Source organism: Pseudarthrobacter sp. RHLT1-30-1, assembly GCF_059383415.1.
In genome coordinates this window covers 223,826-235,955 of the sequence record NZ_JBWZCG010000002.1, presented here as the reverse complement: position 1 = coordinate 235,955, position 12,130 = coordinate 223,826, and the positions used below count along the sequence as shown (strand labels likewise).

General features: G+C 69.1%; 12 protein-coding genes. 8 read left to right on the top strand and 4 right to left on the bottom strand.

Annotation, left to right across the window (positions count from 1 at the left end):
• The first annotated feature begins 58 nt into the window (after positions 1-58).
• The 7 genes from hemQ to hemL all read left to right on the top strand — a co-directional run bounded on the left by hemQ (position 59) and on the right by hemL (position 7,534).
• Positions 59-772 carry a hydrogen peroxide-dependent heme synthase gene (hemQ, locus tag AC50YM_RS03460; protein ID WP_494955602.1) on the top strand — a complete coding sequence of 238 codons (714 nt, stop codon included), beginning with the start codon at positions 59-61 and terminating at the stop codon, positions 770-772.
• A complete protein-coding gene (locus AC50YM_RS03455; protein ID WP_494955601.1) occupies positions 769-2,043 on the top strand; it encodes a ferrochelatase in 1,275 nt (424 codons plus the stop codon). Before hemQ ends, AC50YM_RS03455 begins: the two co-directional genes overlap by 4 nt.
• Positions 2,040-3,038 (top strand): hydroxymethylbilane synthase, encoded by a 999-nt coding sequence (gene hemC / locus AC50YM_RS03450; RefSeq protein ID WP_494955600.1) that lies wholly within the window; start codon positions 2,040-2,042, stop codon positions 3,036-3,038. Before AC50YM_RS03455 ends, hemC begins: the two co-directional genes overlap by 4 nt.
• A 200-nt stretch (positions 3,039-3,238) precedes the next feature.
• On the top strand, positions 3,239-4,132 hold the full coding sequence (locus AC50YM_RS03445) for a uroporphyrinogen-III synthase (RefSeq protein WP_494955599.1): 894 nt from the start codon (positions 3,239-3,241) through the stop codon (positions 4,130-4,132).
• Positions 4,129-5,109 carry a porphobilinogen synthase gene (gene hemB / locus AC50YM_RS03440; RefSeq protein WP_494955598.1) on the top strand — a complete coding sequence of 327 codons (981 nt, stop codon included), beginning with the start codon at positions 4,129-4,131 and terminating at the stop codon, positions 5,107-5,109. Before AC50YM_RS03445 ends, hemB begins: the two co-directional genes overlap by 4 nt.
• Positions 5,109-6,197, top strand: a complete 1,089-nt coding sequence (locus AC50YM_RS03435) for an LLM class flavin-dependent oxidoreductase (protein WP_494955597.1) — start codon at positions 5,109-5,111, stop codon at positions 6,195-6,197. The genes hemB and AC50YM_RS03435 overlap by 1 nt, the downstream gene beginning before the upstream one ends.
• Positions 6,198-6,202: 5 nt before the next feature.
• Positions 6,203-7,534 (top strand): glutamate-1-semialdehyde 2,1-aminomutase, encoded by a 1,332-nt coding sequence (hemL, locus tag AC50YM_RS03430; protein ID WP_494955596.1) that lies wholly within the window; start codon positions 6,203-6,205, stop codon positions 7,532-7,534.
• Between the two features lie 90 nt (positions 7,535-7,624).
• On the opposite strand, the gene AC50YM_RS03425 is transcribed toward hemL, so the two are convergent.
• The 4 genes from AC50YM_RS03425 to AC50YM_RS03410 all read right to left on the bottom strand — a co-directional run bounded on the left by AC50YM_RS03425 (position 7,625) and on the right by AC50YM_RS03410 (position 11,427).
• Positions 7,625-8,467: a MetQ/NlpA family ABC transporter substrate-binding protein gene (locus AC50YM_RS03425; RefSeq protein WP_494955595.1), complete on the bottom strand. Its 843-nt coding sequence runs from the start codon at positions 8,465-8,467 to the stop codon at positions 7,625-7,627.
• A 161-nt stretch (positions 8,468-8,628) separates the two neighbouring features.
• A complete protein-coding gene (locus AC50YM_RS03420; protein WP_494892310.1) occupies positions 8,629-9,300 on the bottom strand; it encodes a methionine ABC transporter permease in 672 nt (223 codons plus the stop codon).
• Complete coding sequence (locus AC50YM_RS03415; RefSeq protein WP_494955594.1) at positions 9,297-10,382, bottom strand: methionine ABC transporter ATP-binding protein; 1,086 nt, start codon at positions 10,380-10,382, stop codon at positions 9,297-9,299. Before AC50YM_RS03415 ends, AC50YM_RS03420 begins: the two co-directional genes overlap by 4 nt.
• Positions 10,383-10,716: 334 nt before the next feature.
• Complete coding sequence (locus tag AC50YM_RS03410; protein WP_494955593.1) at positions 10,717-11,427, bottom strand: 3'-5' exonuclease; 711 nt, start codon at positions 11,425-11,427, stop codon at positions 10,717-10,719.
• Positions 11,428-11,578: 151 nt separating this feature from the next.
• On the opposite strand from AC50YM_RS03410, the gene AC50YM_RS03405 reads away from it, so the two are divergent.
• Positions 11,579-11,995, top strand: a complete 417-nt coding sequence (locus AC50YM_RS03405) for an MGMT family protein (protein ID WP_494955592.1) — start codon at positions 11,579-11,581, stop codon at positions 11,993-11,995.
• The last annotated feature ends 135 nt before the right edge of the window (positions 11,996-12,130 follow it).

Below are 12,130 nucleotides of genomic sequence, written 5' to 3'. Positions count from 1 at the left end.
CGCGCTGTAGAAGTGCTTTATTTCGACTTAGCTGAGGGGAACAGGCAAACTGGTAACCATGAGCCACACTTCTGCCGAAACTGTCACTAAAACCGAATCAGCGAGCGAGGAATCAGCCGAGCAGTTCTTCACGCTCTGGACGGTTTTCAAGCGCTCCGGCGAGGTGGTCCGCAGCGGGGACGCCGCGGCCGAGTTCGACGCGCTCACCGCGCGGCTGGCCGAGACGGGCGTCGTCCACCGCGGCAGCTACGACGTTTCGGCGATGCGCGCGGATGCGGACATCATGGTCTGGCTGCACGGCCCCCAGCCGGAGGCACTGCAGCGTGCAGTCCGGGACATCCGCCGCAGCAAGCTTTTCACCGGCACCGAAATCGCCTGGTCCGCCATGGGCGTGCACCGGGAGGCCGAGTTCGCCAAGAACCATACCCCCGCCTTCTCCCGCGGTGTCGAACCCGCGGAATGGCTCTGTGTCTACCCGTTCGTCCGCTCCTACGAGTGGTACCTGCTGCCGGACGCCGAGCGCGGCACGATGCTGCGCGACCACGGCATGCTGGGCCGCGACTTTCCCCAGGTCATCTCCAACACGGTGTCCTCCTTCGCCCTGGGCGACTGGGAATGGATCCTCGGCCTGGAAGCTCCGGAACTCGTGGACCTGGTGGATTTGATGCGGCACCTGCGCGCCACCGAAGCGCGCCACCACGTCCGCGAAGAAATCCCGTTCTACACCGGCCGCCGGGTGAGCGCCGCCGAGATCGCCGAGGTTCTTGCATGAGCCCGCTGGACCCCCAGCCAGCCACCCCTGCCGCCACCTCCCTCAACGAGGTCACCGAAGCCGGCCGGATGGCCCCGAAGGACTACGACGCCGTGCTCCTCGCCTCCTTCGGCGGGCCCGAGGGCCAGGATGATGTGCTGCCGTTCCTGCGCAACGTCACCCGCGGCCGCGGGATCCCGGACGAGCGGCTCGAAGCTGTCTCGCACCACTACCGCGCCAACGGCGGCATCAGCCCGATCAACCAGCAGAACAGGGAGCTCAAAGCGGGCATCCAGGCCGAGCTCGCCGCCCGCGGGATCGACCTGCCGGTCTTCTGGGGGAACCGCAACTGGGCCCCGTACATCCCGCAAACCCTGCAGGACATCTACGACGCCGGGCACCGCAGGGTCCTCATGGTCACGACCAGCGCCTACTCCTGCTACTCCAGCTGCCGCCAGTACCGCGAGGACATCGGCGTCGCGCTGACCGAAACCGGACTCGACGGCAAGCTCGAGGTCGACAAGGTCCGCCAGTACTTCGACCACCCCGGCTTTGTGGAGCCGTTCATCGAAGGCACCGCTGCCGGCCTTGCCGCCGTCCGCGCCCGGCTGGCCGCGGCCGGAACCCCGGACGCGCCGGTGCAGATCCTGTTCGCCACGCACTCCATCCCCACCCGCGACGCGGAGGCCGCCGGCCGCTCCGACGCCGAACCCCGCCAGTTCGAGGAAGACTCCGCCTACGTTGCGCAGCACCTCGCCACCGGCACCGAAGTCATCCGCCGGGTGGAGTCCGAGACCGGTGACACCGCCCCCTGGTCCCTCGTCTACCAGTCCCGCTCCGGCGCCCCGCACGTGCCGTGGCTGGAACCCGACATCAATGACGCCATCGAGGAACTCGCCGGCCAAGGCGTCAAAGGCATCGTGATCGTGCCGCTGGGGTTCGTCAGCGACCACATGGAAGTCGTCTGGGACCTCGACACCGAAGCCCTGGAGACCTGCGCGAGACTGGGCCTCACCGCCAGCCGTGTTCCCACACCCGGGACGCACCGCAAATTCGTCGCCGGAATCGTGGACCTGATCTGCGAGCGGACCGCCGCGAACAACATCGCGGACCGGCCGCACCTGACCGCACTCGGCCCCTGGTACGACGTCTGCCGCCCGGGCTGCTGCGCCAACTTCCGCGGCGAAAAGCCCACCATCGCGGGCGCCGACACCACCATCGGCACCGGCCACGCTCCCTACCCGGACAGCGCCGGAACAGCCGCCCTGGCGGCGGGTCAGGACACCCTGTGACCGTCCGGATCGGAACCCGCGCCAGCAAACTGGCCCTGACCCAGACCCAGCAGACCGCTGACCAGCTGGCCGCGGTCGGCGGCTTCCCGGTCGAACTGGTCCGGATCCGGACCGACGGCGATGTCCTCACCGGGTCGTTGTCCCAGATGGGCGGCACCGGCGTCTTCGTCGCGGCCCTGCGCGATGCCCTGCTGCAGGACGTGTGTGACGTGGCCGTCCACTCGCTCAAGGACCTGCCCACCGGGGCGGCGCCCGGGCTGACGCTCGCGGCGACGCCGAAACGCGTCGACGTCCGGGACGTGCTGTGTGCCCGCGACGGGCTCAAGCTCGCCGAGCTGCCCCACGGCGCCACCGTGGGCACCGGATCCCCGCGGCGCGCCGCCCAGCTGCGGGCCGCCCGCCCGGATCTGGACATCCGCGACATCCGCGGCAACGTGGACACCCGGCTCGGCCGGGTGCCCGGGCTGCCGGGCAACAGCACCGATGCCGTGGTCGAAGGCAAGAGCTGCGACCTCGACGCCGTCGTGCTCGCCGCCGCCGGGCTGCACCGGATCGGCCGGCTCGATGCGGTCAGCGAGTTCCTCGAGCCCGAGGTCATGCTGCCGGCCGCCGGGCAGGGTTCCCTCGCGATCGAATGCCGCTCCGCCGACGCTCCGCGCAAGGCCGGATCCACCGAAGGCTCGCAGGGCGTGCTGGCCCAGGCCCTCGCCGCCCTCGACGACCCGGACACCCGGCTGGCCGTCACCGCGGAACGGGCGCTGCTGGCCCGGCTGGAGGCCGGCTGCGCGGCCCCGGTCGGTGCCTATGCCTACCGCAAGGGCAGCCTGCTGCACCTCGAAGCCGTGGTCTGCGCCGTCGACGGGACGGCCACGATCCGCGACAAGAAGGCCACGGACGGACTGAACGAGGTAGGGGCGACCCTGCTCGGGATTGAGCTCGCCGAAGTCCTGCTGGCCCGCGGGGCCGCCGACATCGCGGACCTGGCCGCATCCTGAAACGCGGACTCCGGTTACTCATGGGACGGCTTAGAGCCCAAAACTCCGGTGCCCAAAGCCAGGGTGCCCCGGTCCCAGGCGCCCAAAGCCCCGGCGCCCAAAGCATGGGTGCCCCGGTCCCAGGCGCCCAAAGCCCCGGGGGCCCAGACGCCCGCGACATATCGTCCCCCGGCGGACCGGACGGGCAGCAGGGGACAAGGGTGCCGGAGGGCGCCCGGGTCCTCGTCGCCCGCAGCCCCGACCGGGCCGGTGAGCTGGTCACCGCCCTGCGCGGCGCCGGTGCCGAGCCCCTGCTGCTGCCGCTGATCGACTTTGAGCTCGCCAGCGACCAGCACTCCCTGGATGTGGCCTTCGATGCGCTGGGCGCCGGGGCCTACAACTGGCTGGTGGTCAGCAGCGTCACCACGGTCCAGGCCCTCGAGGCCAAGGCCGCAGAACGGGGAACGACGCTCAGCCACTGGCTCCCGGGCAGCCTTCTCGTGGCCACGATCGGGCCCGCGACCCGCCGTTTCCTCGAATCCCGGGGAATCGCCGTGGACCTGGCGCCGACCGGGCAGCAGTCCGGAGCAGGGCTGACCGAAATCTGGCCCGAGCACCAGGGCAGTGTGCTCCTGCCGCAGGCGGACATCGCGGATCCCCGGCTGAGCCGCGGACTGGAAGCCCGGGGCGCCGCCGTCCAGGCCGTCACCGCCTACCGCACCGTGGACTACCCGGCCAACCCGGGCCGGAGCCTCGCCGCGTGCCAGCCCCCAACGACCGGTCCCGGATCTTTCCGGGACCACGGAGCCGCCGTGCTCACCCCGGCGCAGGCGAAAGCCGAGATCGGCGCCGGCCGGCTGGACGCCGTCGTCGCGGCTTCCCCCAGCGCGGCCCGGCGCATCCACGCGGACCTGGCCCCGCTGGGCGGCTGCCGCTTCGTCGCGATCGGACGGTCGACCGCGGCCGCGGCGGATGCACTCGGCCTCGCCGTCGCCGCCGTTGCCGACAAACCCACCGCCTCCGGCCTGGTCGACGCCGTTATCCGGTCCCTGGCCGGCCGGCCGTCCCCACCTCATCAGCCAGTTGCAGAGCCCACAGTAAAGGACACCCTATGAGCTTCCCGACCCACCGCCCCCGCCGGCTCCGCACCACCCCGGCCATGCGGCGGCTGACGGCCGAACACCGCCTTTCGGCCTCGGAGCTCATCCTGCCCGCCTTCATCCGTGAAGGCCTGGCCGAGCCGAACCCGATCGCGTCGATGCCCGGGGTACAGCAGCACACCACCGACACCCTGAAGCGCGCCGCAGCGGACGCCGTCGAGCTCGGCGTCGGCGGCATTATGCTCTTCGGCATCCCTGTCGTCCGCGACGCCACCGGCACCGCGTCCCTGGACCCCGACGGCGTCCTGAACAAGGCCATCCGGGACGTCCGCGCCGAAGTCGGCGACGAACTCGTCATCATGAGCGACGTCTGCCTGGACGAATTCACCGACCACGGGCACTGCGGCGTCCTCGACGCGAACGGCTACGTCGACAACGACGCCACCCTGGAGATCTACGGCCGAATGGCCGTCGCCCAGGCGGAGGCCGGCGCCCATGTGCTGGGCCCGTCCGGAATGATGGACGGCCAGATCGCCGTGATCCGCCAGGCCCTCGAGGCAGCAGGCCACACCAACACGGCCGTCGTCGCCTACGCCGCGAAATACGCCTCGGCGTTCTACGGCCCGTTCCGCGAAGCCGTCGACTCGCAGCTCACCGGCGACCGCCGCACCTACCAGATGGACGCCGCAAACCGCCGCGAAGCGATCCTCGAGGTGGAACTGGACCTTGAAGAAGGCGCGGACATGGTGATGGTCAAGCCCGCCATGAGCTACCTCGACATCCTCGCCGACGTCGCCGCGATGAGCCCGGTCCCGGTCGCGGCCTACCAGATTTCCGGCGAGTACTCGATGATCGAGGCCGCCGCCGCGAACGGCTGGATTGACCGCCGGGCCGCGATCACCGAATCCGTGCTGGGCATCAAACGAGCCGGGGCCAACATGGTCCTGACCTACTGGGCGAGCGAACTCGCCGGCTGGCTTAAGGAGTCCTGATGAACGCATCGACTGAACCGGTGCCGGGGACGAACCCCACGGCCCCCGTGGGCCCGGGACGCATCCTGCTGGGACTGAACACCTTCGGCGACGTCGGGGTCTTCCCCGACGGGCACCCGGTCCCGCACGCCCAGGTGCTGCGCCAGCTGCTGGAACAGGCCGAACTCGCGGACGAAGTGGGACTCCACGCCTTCGGCGTGGGGGAGCACCACCGCCGCGACTTTGCCGTCTCCGCCCCCGAGGTGTTCCTCGCCGCGGCGGCCGCCCGGACCAAGCACATCCGGCTCGGCTCCGCCGTGACGGTGCTGAGCTCCGATGACCCGCTTCGTGTGTTCCAGCGCTTCTCCACCGTTGACGCCCTCTCCAACGGCCGGGCCGAGGTCATGCTGGGCCGGGGCTCCTTCGTCGAGTCGTTCCCGCTCTTCGGCCTCGACCTGGCCGACTACGAGGTCCTGTTTGAGGAGAAGCTCGAGCTCTTCGACAAGGCCCGCGCCCAGGAGCCGATCCACTGGGAGGGCCGCACCCGGCCGGCCATCAACGGGCTCAGCATCCACCCGCCGCTGGAAAACCATCTGCTTCCCACCTGGATCGGCGTCGGCGGGACCCCGGAGTCGGTGCTGCGCTGCGCTGAATATGGCTACCCGATCATCTTCGCCATCATCGGCGGGCAGCCCCGGTCCTTCGCCCCGCTGGCGAACCTCTACCGCGAGGCAATGGCCAAATACGGCCACCCGATGCAGCAGGTGGCCACGCATTCACCCGGCCATGTGGCCGAAACGGACGAGGAGGCGCGGGAGGAGTTCTTCCCGCACTGGCTCGGCCAACGCAACCTGATCGGCGCCGAGCGCGGCTGGGGGCCGGGCAACCGCGCCGAGTTCGACGCCATGTGCGCCCCCGAGGGCGCCCTGTACGTCGGCTCGCCGGACACGGTGGCAGCGAAGATCGCGCTGCTGAAAAAGAACCTGGCCGTGGACCGCTTCGACCTCAAGTACAGCAACGGCACGCTGCCGCACAAGGCGATGATGCGCTCGATCGAACTGTTCGGCACCGAGGTGGCGCCCCGGGTGGCCACCCTACTGAAAGAATGACAACCATGACTTCCAGCCACCCCCGCAACGAGGAACTCTTCGAACGCGCCCGCCAGCTGATGCCGGGCGGCGTCAACTCCCCGGTCCGCGCGTTCGGCTCCGTCGGCGGGACCCCGCGTTTTATGGTCTCCGCCAAGGGACCCTACCTGACCGACGCCGACGGCGACGAGTACGTCGACCTGGTCTGTTCCTGGGGGCCGGCCCTGCTGGGGCATGCCCACCCGGAGGTCCTCGCCGCGGTACACGCCGCCGTCGACCGCGGGCTGTCCTTCGGCGCCTCGACGCCGGACGAGGCGAACCTCGCCGCGATCGTCCAGGAACGGGTTTCCGCCGCCGAACGTGTCCGGATGGTCTCCACCGGCACCGAGGCGACCATGACCGCCGTCCGGCTGGCCCGCGGCTTCACCGGCCGGAACCTGATCATCAAGTTCGCCGGCTGCTACCACGGCCACCTCGACGGTCTGCTCGCCGCGGCCGGCTCCGGCCTGGCCACCCTGGCCCTGCCCGGCTCCGCCGGTGTCACGGCCGCCACCGCCGCCGAAACCCTGGTGCTGCCCTACAACGACCTCGACGCCGTCGAAGCCGCTTTCGCCAAGCACGGCGGGAACATCGCGGCCGTGATCACCGAGGCCGCGCCGGCCAACATGGGCGTGGTCACCCCGGCTGACGGCTTCAACGCCGGCCTGTCCCGGATCACCCGGGAACACGGCGCGCTGCTGATCCTGGACGAGGTCCTCACCGGCTTCCGGACCGGGTACTCAGGCTACTGGGGACTCACCGGCGGGGCGGCCGGCGCGGCCCAGCCGTGGACACCGGACCTGCTGACCTTCGGCAAGGTCATCGGCGGCGGGATGCCGACGGCGGCACTCGCCGGCCGGGCCGACGTCATGGACTATCTCGCACCGCTGGGCCCGGTCTATCAGGCCGGCACGCTGTCCGGGAACCCGGTGGCGATGGCCGCCGGCGTCGCCACCCTGACCCATGCCACCCCGGAGGTCTACGCCTTCGTGGATGCCCGCTCGCTGGAGCTCTCCGGCGCCCTGTCCTCCGCACTGTCGACGGCGGGCGTGGACCACTCGATCCAGCGCGCCGGGAACCTGTTCTCGGTGGCGTTCGGCACATCCGCCCGTGGCGTGCACAACTACGACGACGCCCAGGGCCAGGAAGTGTTCCGCTACGCACCGTTCTTCCACTCGATGCTGGACTCCGGCGTCTACCTGCCGCCCTCGGTCTTCGAAGCCTGGTTCCTGTCCGCCGCGCACGACGACGCCGCGATGAACCGGATCTTCGACGCGCTGCCGGCCGCCGCCAAAGCCGCGGCCGCCGCGAAAGCCTAGCGCCGTCGTCGAACGCGGCAACGGTTAAACGACCCAGGGCACCCGCCGCGGCGGGTGCCCTGAGTTTTTTATCTGTTTTGCAGTCCGGGACTAGAAAGCCACGGTCACGTCGCCGTTCGGCCATTCCTTCTCGATGAAGGCCTTGACCTCGGGGGAGTGCAGGAGCTCGTCGAGCTTCTTGATACGCACGTCGTCCTTGGAGTCCTCGCGCCAGGCCAGGAAGTTCGCGTACGGGTTGTTCTCCACGGATTCCACCGCCAGGGCGTCCTTGGTGCTCAGGCCGGCCTTCAGGATGAAGTTGCCGTTGATCAGGGCCAGGTCAACCGACGGGTCCTTGAGGTCATTGATCAGCAGTTCCGGCTGGTTCTCGGAGAACTTCAGCTTCTTCGGGTTCTGCTCATCGGTCAGCGTCAGGACCGAGGTGTCGTCCTTGATGTCCTTGACCAGGCCTGCGACCTGGAGCACCTTGAGGGCGCGGACCTGGTTGGAGGGGTCATTGGTGATGGCGACCTTGGCACCGTCCTGCAGCTCGCTGATGTCCTTGACCTTCTCGGAGAACGCGGCGTAGGGCTCGATGTGGACACCCTCGCCGTGGCCGAACTTGTAGCCCTTGGTCTTCACCTGGTCCTCGTACCACGGCAGGTGCTGGTAGTAGTTGGCGTCCAGGCTGCCGTCGCTCAGCGCGGTGTTGGGCGTCTGGTAATCCTCGATTTCCTTGATGTCCAGCTTCAGGCCGGCCTTCGGGGCGAGGTCCTGGTTGATGAACTCGAGGATCTTTGCCTGCGGCACGGGGCTGGCGCCGACCGTGAGCGTGGCGGGCTTCGCCGGATCCAGGGTCGTGCTCTGGGCGCTGGGGGTGGACGAACCACCGCAAGCCGTCAGCGCCAGGGCGGTGACGATGCCGGTGGCCAAGAGGGTGAGTGACTTACGCATTGGATGCGTTCCTTTCGAAATAGCTGGATTCACGGCTGTGGCCGTGATCCGCGCAGATGCAGAGGGCGGCTACCCGCTGCAGGTGGGGTGGTATGGGGACTGGCGGGCCGGCCGGGGTCAGGCCGGAGTGCCCGGGTCAGGGGCCGCTGGAACCGGGGCTGTCAGCGGTGGTCGAGGCTGCGGGAGATCCGCTCGCCGACCAGCTGGATGACCTGGACCAGGACGATGATCAGCACGATGGTAACGAGCATGACCGTGACGTCGAAGCGCTGGAAGCCGTAGTTGTAGGCAAGCTTGCCGAGGCCGCCGCCGCCGACAAGCCCGGCCATGGCGGAGTAGCCCACGAGCGTGACCACCGTGGTGGTGGCAGCCGCGACAAGGGCGGGAAGGGATTCGCGCAGCATCACCTTGTTAATGACCTGCATATTCGTGGACCCCATCACCTGGGCGGCGTCGATCTTGCCGTGGTGCACATCGCGCAGGCAATTTTCCACCAGCCGGGCGAAAAACGGGATGGTGCCGATCGAGAGGGACACCGACGCAGCGACCGGGCCGAGGCTTGTGCCCGTCAAGGCGCGTGCCACCGGGATGAGGGCGACCATCAGGATGGCGAAGGGGATGGACCGGGTGATGTTGACGATCACATCGCTGAGGATCCGGTTGATCACCGGCATGGGGCGCAGGCCTCCCGGTGCGGAGACATGCAGGAACACGCCCAGCGGCAGGCCGATCAGCACGGTGAAGAAGGACGAGATGCCGACCATCTGCAGGGTTTCGATGATGGCTTCGGGCAGCGCCTTGACCAGGACGGGATTGCTGAAGATGTCGTTCATGAGTTACCTCCCTGTTCCCCGGTGGGGAGGACAGAGGTTGGGAGAGCAGAAGGGGCTAGGTCGGGCTGCGAAGCTGCGGCGGGGGCCGAGGGGGCGGAACGCTTCGCGGCGATGCCGCGCTCGTGCAGGTAGGCAAGGACGGCCTCGAGGTCGGCGGTTTCCGCCAGCTGAACGCGCAGGTGGCCGAACTGCTGGCCGCCGAGGGTTTCGACGCTGCCGGCCAGGACGTTGATGTCGATGTCGAAATGCCGGGCGACGCCGGTGAGGACGGGTTCCTTGGCACTGTCGCCGGAGAAGAGGATCTCCAGCACCGGCCCGCGCTGCAGGGCGCCGGGCAGGGGCTCGGATGCCGGCAGCGGCAGCAGGGCCCGGGCGAGCTGGCTGTCGAGGTCGCCGGCCACGTCCTGCAGGGCGCCGTGCTCGACGATGCGGCCGCGGGAGAGCAGGGATACGGAGTCACAGACACGCTTCACAACATTCATCTCGTGCGTGATGATCAGCACGGTGAGCTGGAGGCGCCTGGTGAGGTCCTGGATCAGGTCCAGGATTTCGTCCGTGGTGGCCGGGTCCAGCGCCGAGGTGGGCTCGTCGCACAGCAGGACGTCAGGGTCCGACGCCAGTGCCCGGGCGATGCCCACGCGCTGGCGCTGGCCGCCGGAAAGCTGTGAGGGGTAGGCATTCTCGAACCCCTCCAGTCCCACGAGCTTCAGGAGTTCGGCAACCCGGGTCCGGATTTGGTCCTTCGGGGTTTTTACGAGTTCCAGCGGGTGGGCCACATTCCCGGCTGCCGTCCGGGAGTCCATCAGGTTCGCGTGCTGGAAGACCATCCCGACGCGCCGCCGCGCGGCACGGATCTCCGAGTCCTTGACGGAGCTGAGCTCGGTGCCGCCGATGCTGACGGAACCGGAGGTGGGACGGTCCAGCAGGGTGAGGCAGCGAACCAGCGTTGATTTGCCGGCGCCCGAATGGCCGATGATGCCGTGGATCGAGCCTTTCGGCACGGAGAGCGTGACGCCGTCGAGGGCCACCACTTCCTTTTTGCCCTGCTGGTAGACCTTGCGCAGGTCGGTGATTGTGATCATTGATCCCTTGGCGGTTGGGTGTGCGGGCGGCATAACACACGTCCCGTTCTGAACTAAATTATGTCAGCGGTATCAATTGGCGGCTACTTGCGCACGATGTTCGTAATATAGCGAGCTGCGGTGCGGAAAATTCGCCAAATACCGATGCCGCCCGGGGGCGCCGCGGGGAGGCAAGCCCCACGGCGGAATCCCCACCGGTCCCAGCCGGCGGGCGCGGGCGCGCCGGGCGTGTGATTTACCTCCCAAAGTGGCCGCAGCGGGGCTCTCCTGCGGTAGGTCCCTCCCTGCCCTACGGGGAAGGAGATGGCGGGCTGCGGCTGCCGGCTGCCGGTGGCTAGAAGTCGCCGCGGCTGGCGTCCTCGGGCGGCAGCACCGGCCAGTCGCCTTCAATTACGGCCGCCGGTTTCGTCTTGCGCAGGTAGCTCTGGAAGTCCGAGGCCTGGGCCGTGGCCCATTCGATCTGCAGCTGGTGCAGGTGGCTGGCCGGCATCCGAAGCTTCGGAAACTTTCCCGCCATCGCGTCGAGCATGCGGAGCGTGGCGAGGGCGTCTGCGGCCGAGGTGTGGGCGTTGTCCAGGTTCACGCCGTATTCCTCGCACAGGGCAGTCAGGGTGCGCTTGCCCTTGCGGTACCGGTCGACCTGCTTGTTCATGATGTACGGATCCAGGACCGGGAACCGGCTCAGCTGCGGCACGCCGTACCGGGCGGACTCGGCGGCGAGCACGGTGAAGTCATAGCTGGCGTTGAAGGCAATGACCGGCACCCCGGTATCGAAGAGCTCCTGGAGCACCGCGGCGACCTCCCGCGTGACATCGGCCGCAGGCCGGCCCTCGCTGCGGGCCCGCTCAGTCGTGACGCCATGGATGTCACTGGCCTCCGTCGGAATCTCCACTCCCGGATCGGCCAGCCACTCGTGTTCCTTGATGATCCCGCCGCCGGCGTCAACCACGGTGATGGACGCCGTGACGATCCGTGCTGCACGGGAGTTCCGTCCGGTGGTTTCCAGGTCGAAGGCTGCGCGGGGGAGGGTGTTCCAAGTGCTCATGCGTCAACGCTACCTGCTGGCACCGACGGTAATGCGCCACCACTCCGGGGCCCCGGCCCTCGGCGCAGGAACTGCCCGGGCGCGGCCGGACAGCGCTGACGGCGGCCCGTGACGGCGGCCCGGTCGGCGGCCCGGACGCTAGGCTGGTGGTATGCGGATGGAGTATGTGGAGGCGGTGCTGGACGTGGTGGCACTGATCCCCGCGGGTGCCGCGGTGGCCTACGGTGACGTGGCCGAACTGCTCGGTTCCGGCGGTGCCCGGCAGATCGGTTCCGTCATGAGCCACCACGGCAGTGCGGTGCCCTGGTGGCGGGTCCTGAAGTCCAGCGGGGATGCGCCCCCGGGGCACGAGCGCGATGCGCTCGCCCGGTACCTCACGGAAGGAACACCGCTGCTGGGCAACTACGCCGAATACCTCCGCAGCGGTGAGGGACGATGGCGCGTGGACCTGATGGCCGCCCGCTGGGCACCAAGCGACGGCGAATTCGACCGGATCGACGCCGTGGCCGAGCGGCTGGAACGCACCCTGCGCAAACTGTCGGCCCCCGATGATGAAATGACCGTGTGAGCCTTCCCAGCAAGAACCCAACGTCCGTCCCGCCCACATCAGCACTTCCCGCAGAACTGCCCACATCAGGGCTTCCCGCATCAGCACCGACCGGATCACCGCGTCCCGCGGCGGCCCGGCCTGCTTCAGGCGGTC

Bases quoted from the DNA above. Each gene is read 5' to 3' on its own strand.
- hemQ (WP_494955602.1), top strand. From the start codon at position 59: ATGAGCCACACTTCTGCCGAAACTGTCACTAAAACCGAATCAGCGAGC.
- AC50YM_RS03455 (WP_494955601.1), top strand. From the start codon at position 769: ATGAGCCCGCTGGACCCCCAGCCAGCCACCCCTGCCGCCACCTCCCTC.
- hemB (WP_494955598.1), top strand. From the start codon at position 4,129: ATGAGCTTCCCGACCCACCGCCCCCGCCGGCTCCGCACCACCCCGGCC.
- AC50YM_RS03435 (WP_494955597.1), top strand. From the start codon at position 5,109: ATGAACGCATCGACTGAACCGGTGCCGGGGACGAACCCCACGGCCCCC.
- hemL (WP_494955596.1), top strand. From the start codon at position 6,203: ATGACTTCCAGCCACCCCCGCAACGAGGAACTCTTCGAACGCGCCCGC.
- AC50YM_RS03425 (WP_494955595.1), bottom strand. From the start codon at position 8,467: ATGCGTAAGTCACTCACCCTCTTGGCCACCGGCATCGTCACCGCCCTG.
- AC50YM_RS03420 (WP_494892310.1), bottom strand. From the start codon at position 9,300: ATGAACGACATCTTCAGCAATCCCGTCCTGGTCAAGGCGCTGCCCGAA.
- AC50YM_RS03415 (WP_494955594.1), bottom strand. From the start codon at position 10,382: ATGATCACAATCACCGACCTGCGCAAGGTCTACCAGCAGGGCAAAAAG.
- AC50YM_RS03410 (WP_494955593.1), bottom strand. From the start codon at position 11,427: ATGAGCACTTGGAACACCCTCCCCCGCGCAGCCTTCGACCTGGAAACC.
- AC50YM_RS03405 (WP_494955592.1), top strand. From the start codon at position 11,579: ATGCGGATGGAGTATGTGGAGGCGGTGCTGGACGTGGTGGCACTGATC.